This is a genomic window from Sodalis-like endosymbiont of Proechinophthirus fluctus, from assembly GCF_001602625.1.
Lineage (GTDB): Bacteria > Pseudomonadota > Gammaproteobacteria > Enterobacterales > Enterobacteriaceae.
The window spans coordinates 42,505-52,002 of sequence record NZ_LECR01000008.1; the positions used below are offsets into that span (position 1 = coordinate 42,505).

The window sequence follows — 9,498 nt, forward strand, 5'->3', positions numbered from 1 at the left end:
TGCCCAATTGCTGGCTTGGATCCCGCAAGGCAGACGCGATAAAGAGTTCGTAGGTCGCCGGATAATCACACTGCACGCGGATGATATGCGGCGCGGTCTGGCCAGGGATCAGACCGCACTTCCCTTTTTCCAGTCGCGAATTTCGCCGCTTTGGACCAGTTCCGCCGGAGTATCATACTGGATAGGCTGCAGCATGACATTGGTTTCACGACCGAGATGGTCGACGCAGCCATAAGCATTTTGATGAGCGCGCGGTAGCTCATATCCATGTGATACCAGCAGTTAATGCCCGCGCCGAGGATAATCATCGCCAGGCTATGGGTTTTGTAGCCGCTGTGGCGCCAAACTCACAGGAGATTTGCGCAATCTGCTCACTAGAGACGCCGCAAATCTACTACTCGCCCCATGCAAGTGAATACGTGTGTATCTTATGATAGCCGCGCGCAGTTATCGTTATCAAGACCGCGATCGACGCCGTCTAGGGTGAGATTATAAGCCGTGGCGACTGGCACTCGGGAAGCTGGAAGCTTCAGTCAGCCACAGAAATTTTACCTGCAGTTTATACACCAGGATGGTGTCATGCTTCACATGACGAAAATAATGCGGATTCTCCAGCCCTAAAAATACGCAAAGATTACACATCCATCTCGCTGCTCAAGTAGGTTAGCAGCTACTGGTCGCTAAGTTTAGCGATTTCCGCATAATCAGGCGTAACCGCGACGGTTTTGTGCATTTGTAACACACCTCAAGTAAAAAATGCGTGTTTGGCGTACGTGTTTGCGGTACGTTCGGACCCACAGACGATGATATAGCTCTGGCATTGTACCAGTCGGCGGATTCCGACACATCGGTCTGTTCACCCCAGGTCATTGGAGATGCGGGGCTGGGGGTACACAATACTAGTCGTAGAAGCTCAAACAGGTTCCAATAAGCAGCCACAGATAGCGCGTCTGCGCAGCGTAAGACACTATCGACATAGCGGGGATGGGCGAAAACCCCACCATTCGATCTGACCAGACATTTTTAATCGCCCAAATATTAGCCACGGCAACAAACCAGGATTAATCTCCTGCCAGCTTGGCGCACGGATAAATCCGCCATGCCCACGCTGCATTTTATATTGCTGACATTTTTACTTATCGGCTACGATTGACAGCCAGGCCGCTACCGGACGTAGTGCTGACACCGCGCGGCTCGCGCTTTGTCATGGTATGTGGATAGTCCGTTTGCCGCGTTTCCTACGTCACCAAGCTGTTTTTGGCATAGATCTTCTAGCCACAGGAGAGCCGGTACGGTTAACACCGTAGGTAAAACGCGTAATGTTGCCATATTGCCAACGTTAGCGATAACTGTCTTCCCAGTCACGATTAGTATGGCACACCTGCCCATGCCCCTCAGAAAAAGTTTCCTTTTTCTGTTTGAAATAGCGAAAGCGGTTGAGGATTTTACTCATGGCGCTTCTCCAGTAAGGGCGCAAGCCCTATCAGATGACTTTTTTGCCAAGAAGAATAATGTTTCGCTGACAGCTTAATTATCTTTAGAAATTAATAACGAACACCTGATATCGGCAACAGGAAAATCCTCTCAGCCGCAATCTTCTAACCCTCGATGAATAACTAGTCGCTTCAGGGTTTTGCAAAAAATCCCTTTGTGGCACCCGGCGTCAAGCCTTGCCGTTTTCAGCGAAGCCAGGTCAGTCTGAGAAAATAAGGCTATAGCGACAAATACCGAGTGCATTATCGACGGTATTTTATTTGGCGCCGTGATTTTAGCCATTAATAATGGCATAGGCAGTATCAATTGTTATCGCCTATAACTTCGCCGAGATCTGTGATTATAATCACCTTATCGTGATACAGCATGACTACCATATTCATAAATGAATGAAGTGAATAAAATAAAATAAGTCGCATGAAAACAGTAGGATAATTAATATTCCTGTAAAGTTGAAATAATATACTGGCGTATAAACCAACTACTAAACCCTATAAGAAACGTCCTACTAGTAACTCCGATAATAAATCCTTATCCATCTCATGGATACTCGATAAGATTATATTTTTACGCTATAAAATGAGAGCGTTTGCAGCGGATATTTTCTTATATAGAAAATTTTCATCCGACTATTTTCTTCTCATGAAGTTGGCTTGTTAATGATGATGACACGACATAGCAAGAATCATTCATGAGAGTGAAATAATCTCGATATTAAATCGAAAAATTCCTAACACTATTAATCCCGTATATGATAACATTAAAAAGTTTTATTGCATGATACATGTCAAATTCAACGAACTTTATTTATATAAAATATAAAAGGAAATATGATAGAAATATATATTACAAATTAATTCTAATGATACCAGCAACCTTCAGCCTGTTTCTGGCGACTTACATTACCAAACGGCACGGATCGCGCGCTCACTCAGCAGACAGGCAAAACGGCATTTAAGCCACGAGAAAGATACCTCTACCAGATCTAGGTGCCCCGGACATTACTCACGTTCTCCACCGCACGTCTACGAATGGCCGCTCTCGCAGTAGGAGTGTTCCCCCTCAGAGCATGCCCGTTGAGCTTGAAAGCCCGAGAAAGAGCCTGAGGACTATCTATGCAGAGTGTGGATGATCCGGCACGCGGGGATCTGACGGCTTGTGATCCCTTATTTTATCGCTAGTTAAGATATAATTATTCTTTTCACTCATTCACAACGCACTATTTAGCAACGTAATTGAGCATTATACGATTCCGCTGCCAGCGGAATCGTATTACAGGCCATTGCCACTAGTATGAAACAGCCCTGCCTCTAATGGATTCATCTATCAAGCGAAGCCATCCGCCAAAGCGTGGAAACGTTGGCTTGCGGTGTGAAACATCGACTATCATCTCATCACGCTAATAGCAGCATCCGATTTGTTTTGTTTACAAACCAGATAAGAATTCAGTTTCCTTATCTCAAGGTCATAGCGCTGAAGTACCCTTTTGACAAGCGCTTGCTTACGCCATGAGATAAACTCGATTAGCTGTTATTCTCAGAGCCCACAGCAAAATTCATTATATTGACAACAACGTATTCGGATTGATGAATCCAATTTAGCGCAGACCTTTCACAAATGTCGCAACCCGTGATATTCGCTCTCGGCGATAACAAGCATTGTAATATACATATCATACTTATTAGAGTAATAAGTAAACGACACTGTAAGTTACAGCATACTAATTATAATTAGTAAATCATTCAATATGTACTTGACAAAAACAAATATTGAACATGATAAAAATAATATATGGACAATATCTCAAAAATATTACGTGTTAATAGCATCTATGACGATGATTCTAGGATGTAGAAAAGACTCCGGGATGTAATAATCAAAGCTTAAATCCTTGAAAAACTCTTTGAATTGTTGAATATTATGAACATTTGCCCTTTGATAAAGGCCGCAAAACCTGTTTTCTACTGTGCAGTGCGAAATTCCCAAACGTATCGCTATTTCCTTGCCGATAAGTCATTGATAAGAAAAGAAGATAATTTCAAGCTCTTTCTCCGTAAAAGTATTATCTGATAGATGCGTTATCAGTTTAACCGGCGATTCACCTCACCGTTAATATAATTCATAGCTGAGAAAAAAGCAAGGGCTTGGGCTTCAGAAAAGGTACCAACAACATTGCCATGTTTATCAAAGAAAGTTTGATATAAAAACATAAGGATGGATACAGTTTTCTCTGCCGAACGCCGATGTGACAACTAACGATAGCGAAATGCTCTTTTCCATCACCATGTTATCATAATATATAAACTCATCCTAAAAAAATTTATCCAGTGAGGGACTTGTAAGAGTAATTTTCCTTCCATACTAAAGGATGCATGAAAATCTAGTAGTGTAAACATCGCTCGCTGGATTAATATAAACATACCTAGCTTCTTTATCGCGAATAAAACAAGCATCATCTTGATTTTCATAGATATAAATAAACTTCCTAGAGATACTTTCCCTTTTGAAGTGGATACATTTACTACTCATTAAACATCACCCTTGAGAATTAACATACTATTTAAGTAGTGATCAGTATTGACGACAGTAGGATAAAATTACATCATTGAATTTACCTTATTGACATAGCGATTTTGGCATGCTAGCAGGTCAAACTTACCTAGGTGGATCATTTATATTCCATAATCTATCAAGAAGCATTCTTGTTGGCAAATTTAATAACTAAACCAAAGTTACTCGAAACTTGTTACCTATAAATGCAATCATCGTCATCCTTATTCTTCATGCGGATAACTTCGCACTTCACTGTATGTTTACATACAGTGAAGTGTATTAAAATTATAGTTTTATAATATTTTATTATTAAATTTTAGCCTGATTTTCTCTAGGATCAAGATAATAGAGCAAAGTTATTTCTCATAGAAGATTTTATTTTCATCAATAACTAATAACCTATGCCTGCTGCAAAAATAGAATTCACAGAAGGAATTATGTATTGGAGATACATGCCAGACGTACTGTCTAAAGCGCAGGATATAATGGCGATTACATTAGTGAATAGAATTGACGCGTCATTAGGTAGCTTGCAAATTTTACGTGATATCTCTAGATGATATCGGCTAGTACGTAAGAATATAATAGTCAACCAGAATTACCCTGCGATGGGAGGAAAAATTAAACCAAGCGCTATCAAAAAGTGGATGAAAGCATCATAAAATTTATGATAATTAAAATAATATGCCTAGTAACCATATCAGCAATTTTATTTCTGTATAATTGAACTTCTTACCGGTCAGCATCTCAATAAATCCAATAATATTATTAGATACGGAATATAAATTATTATCATTAACCTTAATAGCGGACAATATAAACGTAAGTACGCCAATCTAACCCACTGTATGAATCATGATCTCTACAACATTCGATGTACCTAACGCATGAGTGACTAAAATATCTATCCCATTAATAATAAAATCAAAGATAATTACTGAGTACGTAATCATCCATAATACGTGTTTTTGGTTCTTGCAATATCTGCTTGTGTCAGGTGTGATTAAGGATCCTACGATAAACATACCAGTAACTATTATCAAACCCTTCCTATCGAGATAGTCTCACCCAAGGGAGAGGAAGAATAAAATCTGTCGATATTATATTTCACAATTTCGTCGTAATACACATAAAATGTCACTGAAAAAAAATCTTAACCACGATCTTTACCGTTATGCTTAAGTGCGTTAAAACTAAAAGCTACCAGCAATGAAAACACTACCCAGCTTATTTCTGATCACTAGAAATAATTGATATGATTTCCTATCACGGTGAGAAAGCTTTAGGAAATCAGCGCTATGTTTACGCCAAACCAGTATAATATGATGATTGAAATATCAAGTCTGATAAACATAGATCATGACTTCATAAAGTCGTATCATCGGGATAACACACTGGTGGAAAGATCTTCTTTCATACCGGCACGTCCTAAACTAAAAATGACAAAGACTAATATGATACTACCTAAAGACGTCGCCAAAATAGCCTGAAAAAATGTCATACTATGACCTAATATAGTACCCAGCATGCATTGTGCTAGTGACGTTATCATACCTATAAGAACAATAGTCACATTAAATAAAACAACTATTTATTTTATTTTTATTCTATTGATAGCATAGAAATTTTGTTTATTTTATTCCATGAAATAATCTATTTTTTTATTTCATATTCATTTTACAAGAGAAAATATATATAATTGTGATGTTCTGAACTTGACAATCCATTGCTGACATAAATACTATTTTGCTAATATTTAAACATATTTGCCAATATTATCAAACCGATTCTATCGATAACTATTTCGATAAATATTTTCGATATTTTTATAGGTAATTATTTTATAATATTTACTATTCATAACTTTTCTCAGTTAGCTTCACGAGGAAATTAATATCATAAAAATATTTAAAATAATTTTAAATTTTACTTAAAATCACCTAAGTAGTTTGTATAATTCATCAAAAAAAGCTCAGAACATTGGTTAATTAAAAACAATGAGAAAAAATACGTAGTCGTAAAAGATTCTGATACTAAGTTCTTTAGATTTCCTAAGAAATTTAATGTGGAAGGACGGGCGGATAAAGAAGTCTCTACTGACATATGGCAATAACTTTAGCCAGAATTTATCGCCAGCGACGAAAAGTTTATCAAATAAAATAGAAAATAATTTCCATAGTTATTCATCATTATGGTAAAGGAAACACCACTAAGCTTGTATCACACTATGCTGAAAGAGCACCACTTTATAATGATGATAATAAACTCATTGGTATCGTTTATGGAAGGAAACTTGATGTACATGAATTATTATATTATATGAATCTACTTAATAAAAATATCATTCAAATAGATATTGAAAATGAACTTTTCACTAAAAGTGAGCTTGAAATTATTTTTTGGGAGCAACGGAGGCTAATCGCCAAAGAAATTGCTAAAAGATGATTGAAGTGCATCTTATGAATATTTACAATAAAGCCGGCGTTCACAGTCTCATTCAGCTTGTTGAATATTATCGGCATACTGACCTTGATAAATATATACTTATGGATTTTATCCGCAAAGGAATGCAATTGATTGACTAGCCATACACTTAGACGTTAATGATTTATATGCTTTGAATTTTTGTCTGCATTTTATAGGGATGAAGTTCACCTTTTGGGAACATGCCTTTTATTCCTACGTCAATAATCGGACAGCCGACTTTTAACCGACCATTAATAATAGGCGCCGTTGAATCCTAGCCGTTTAATAGCGAAACGACGGATTATCTCGGGTCGTTCTGGCCCTGACAAAAACCAGCGATTGTTCATCTAATGGAGGGACGCTTGGAGGTATTTCTGGGGACACTGTCCCCAGAGTCGGTAGTTATCGTCTTGTTTGTACTTCATCCTGATTGACGGCAAAGCATGCTACCAGTTGATCGCTGTAGCCTTTCAGCCGTGGTTACAGCGCGGTGCAAGAGCCAAATTAGTTTTATCCACTCGGGATGCAGATCGGGATTAAGCCGGAGATTGGAGGACAGCAGCGCCTAGGTGTAAGGATGACGGACGCGACGCGCTGAAAATTTCCGTTTCCTTGTTGGTTTCCACCACCTTGTCCTGCGTACATCACGATAATATAGTGTGCCGCTTTTGCTATCAGCATCAAATCATGGGTAATTAGTACCAATGCCATATTCTCGATCTGCTGCAGAGGTCCACAACAGCTCGATAATTTGCGCTTGGGGATGGTTACATCTAGCGCGATAGTGGGTTCATCGGCAATCAGCAGCTTGGTACGACAAGCGATGATCATGGCTATCATCATGCTCTGGCTTGATACCGCCGGACACGTTGATGCGGATATACGTCCAGCCGGGAGGCCAGATCTGGAATACCCACCAGCGTCAGCATCAATGGCGCACTGGCACTGGGTCCTGTGGTTGCCGCCCTGCTACACGGTGGCTTCCATGACCTGGAAGCCACCGTGTAGCAGGGGTTCAAACTGGTCATCAGATCCTAGAAAATCATGGTTATATCGGCGCCGATAAGTTGGTGGTGCTCGTTGTCAGAGATTTTCTGTAAATCGCGGCCATTGAACACCAGATTATCAGCTTATAGCTTTGCCGGGATAATCAATTAATCCTATCACGGCCAGCGAGCTGACCGATTTACCCGAGCCGGATTCGCTGACGATGCTCAGCACCTGGCCTTATTTCCACCTGGTAGAAGATTCTGTCAACGGAGCGGAAGGGTGGCCCTCATCACCGAAATGGACCGATATTTTGTCTATGGACAGTAACACCATTAGATTCTCGTTACTGCTTGAGTTTGAGATCGATGGCGTACGCAGGCCGTCCCCCATTAAATTAAACGCCAACACAGTAAGTAGAATAACGAATCCAGAGAACGCTACCACCACCAGGCACTCTGGGCGAACTGCAATACGTCTGCCAGCATTGTGACCTACTCAGGCGTAAGTGGCTGTGCACTCATACCCAGGAAACCGATCGCTACTATATCCAAAATGACATTAATGGCATTGGAGAACCCCCAGCGAGACCTGAACGATAAGCGGCGCCAACAGCTGGGCAAAATATTGACGAACATCTGTCAGCATGCCGGCGACGGCTACCCTTGAAGCGGTAACGTAATCGAGGTTGACTCCCCCCAGCAGCAGCGCAGCGACAGCGCAACTACCAGGTATCCCACCAGCAGAGACAGGCGGTCGCATCAGGCGAATAAGAATATCGAGGCCGATGTCGTCGGTACCGAGCATAAACTGCCAGCTGCCAACTTCTATCCGAACCGTTGGGTGCTAGTAAGCCGGCACCAGGACCACGATGAACATCAGCAGAATGCAGAAATATAGGTCAGCCCGATAACAGCGTCTTTATTGATTGTGCTTAAAATAGTGCCAAAACTCCTGAAATGGGGTCATCGGCCTCAGCACACCAGTCACAGTGTCACCGGCTCTATGGCTTGAGTCATTTTCCGTTCCTCTATTTCTTATACCAGATACGCGAGTTCACTACCCTGTACAGGACGTCCACCATCAGGTTGTCCAAAATGATCAACGTCGCTACCAGAAACAAACCGCCCTGGATCACCGGATAGTCGCTGCGCTGCAGCACCTCAATCAGCCAGCAGCTGATGTCTGCCCAGGATAAAAGATGGTTTCGGTCAAAGTAGTAACTCCAGCAGCGTCCCCACATGCAGGCCAATAACCGTTACGACCGACAGCGGCGCGTTACGCAGCACATGAATGATGATCACCCGCAGACAGCTCAGCGCTTTGGCACGCGCGGTGCGAATATAATCCTCGCTCAGCACCTCCATCATCGCCAAACGGGTCATACGCACGATGACTGCCAGCGGAATAGCACCCATCACGATAGCCTGCGTGATGATATGCATCACGGCATCTTTGAAATCCGCCAACTCGCCCCAAATCAGCGTATCAATCAGCATGAAACCGGTCAGGGGTTAGTTGTTGTCAAGAAACACCGTTTCCCCGTCGAACACCGGCGTAAGATTCAAATGCACTGACACTAGCATAATCAACATCATGCCCAACAAAAAATGGGCATTGAATAGCCGGTCAACGAGAACACCCACCACGGTATGATCGAAAATAGAACCACACTTCATCACCGCCGCCAAGTGCCCCCACGGGAATGCCACCAGTACGGCGAAAATCATGGCGCAAATCTCCAGTTCCAAAGTCGCCTGGAAAGGCGGGACAAATTCCTGCCATACCGGAAGCTGGCTGGTCTTTAAGTGAGGTGATTGTATCCCCCTACAGAGCACCCTGGCGATGTAGTGAAAGTATTATTGAAATAGCAGCTTATCCAGCCCCATCTAGGTCATCAATTCCGCATAGCTCTCGGGGAAATACCGCGCTTCCCGGCCATGATCAACACCGGATCTCCTGAGATCAGATTCACGAAGGCAAAGGTCCGCAAGGTAA

The 9,498-nt window shown here is 41.7% G+C and carries 5 pseudogenes; all 5 read right to left on the bottom strand.

Going from position 1 to position 9,498, the window contains the following annotated elements:
• Positions 1 to 228 (bottom strand): annotated as a pseudogene (locus BG74_RS21085) (hypothetical protein); the annotation flags it as partial.
• A 445-nt stretch (positions 229 to 673) separates the two neighbouring features.
• Positions 674 to 1,453, bottom strand: a pseudogene (locus BG74_RS21090) (molybdopterin-dependent oxidoreductase); the annotation flags it as partial.
• A gap of 5,644 nt (positions 1,454 to 7,097) precedes the next feature.
• Positions 7,098 to 7,836: pseudogene (locus BG74_RS21095) on the bottom strand (ATP-binding cassette domain-containing protein); the annotation flags it as partial.
• Positions 7,837 to 7,846: 10 nt separating this feature from the next.
• Positions 7,847 to 8,469: pseudogene (locus BG74_RS21100) on the bottom strand (ABC transporter permease family protein).
• Positions 8,470 to 8,530: 61 nt separating this feature from the next.
• Positions 8,531 to 9,498, bottom strand: a pseudogene (locus BG74_RS21105) (ABC transporter permease subunit); the annotation flags it as partial.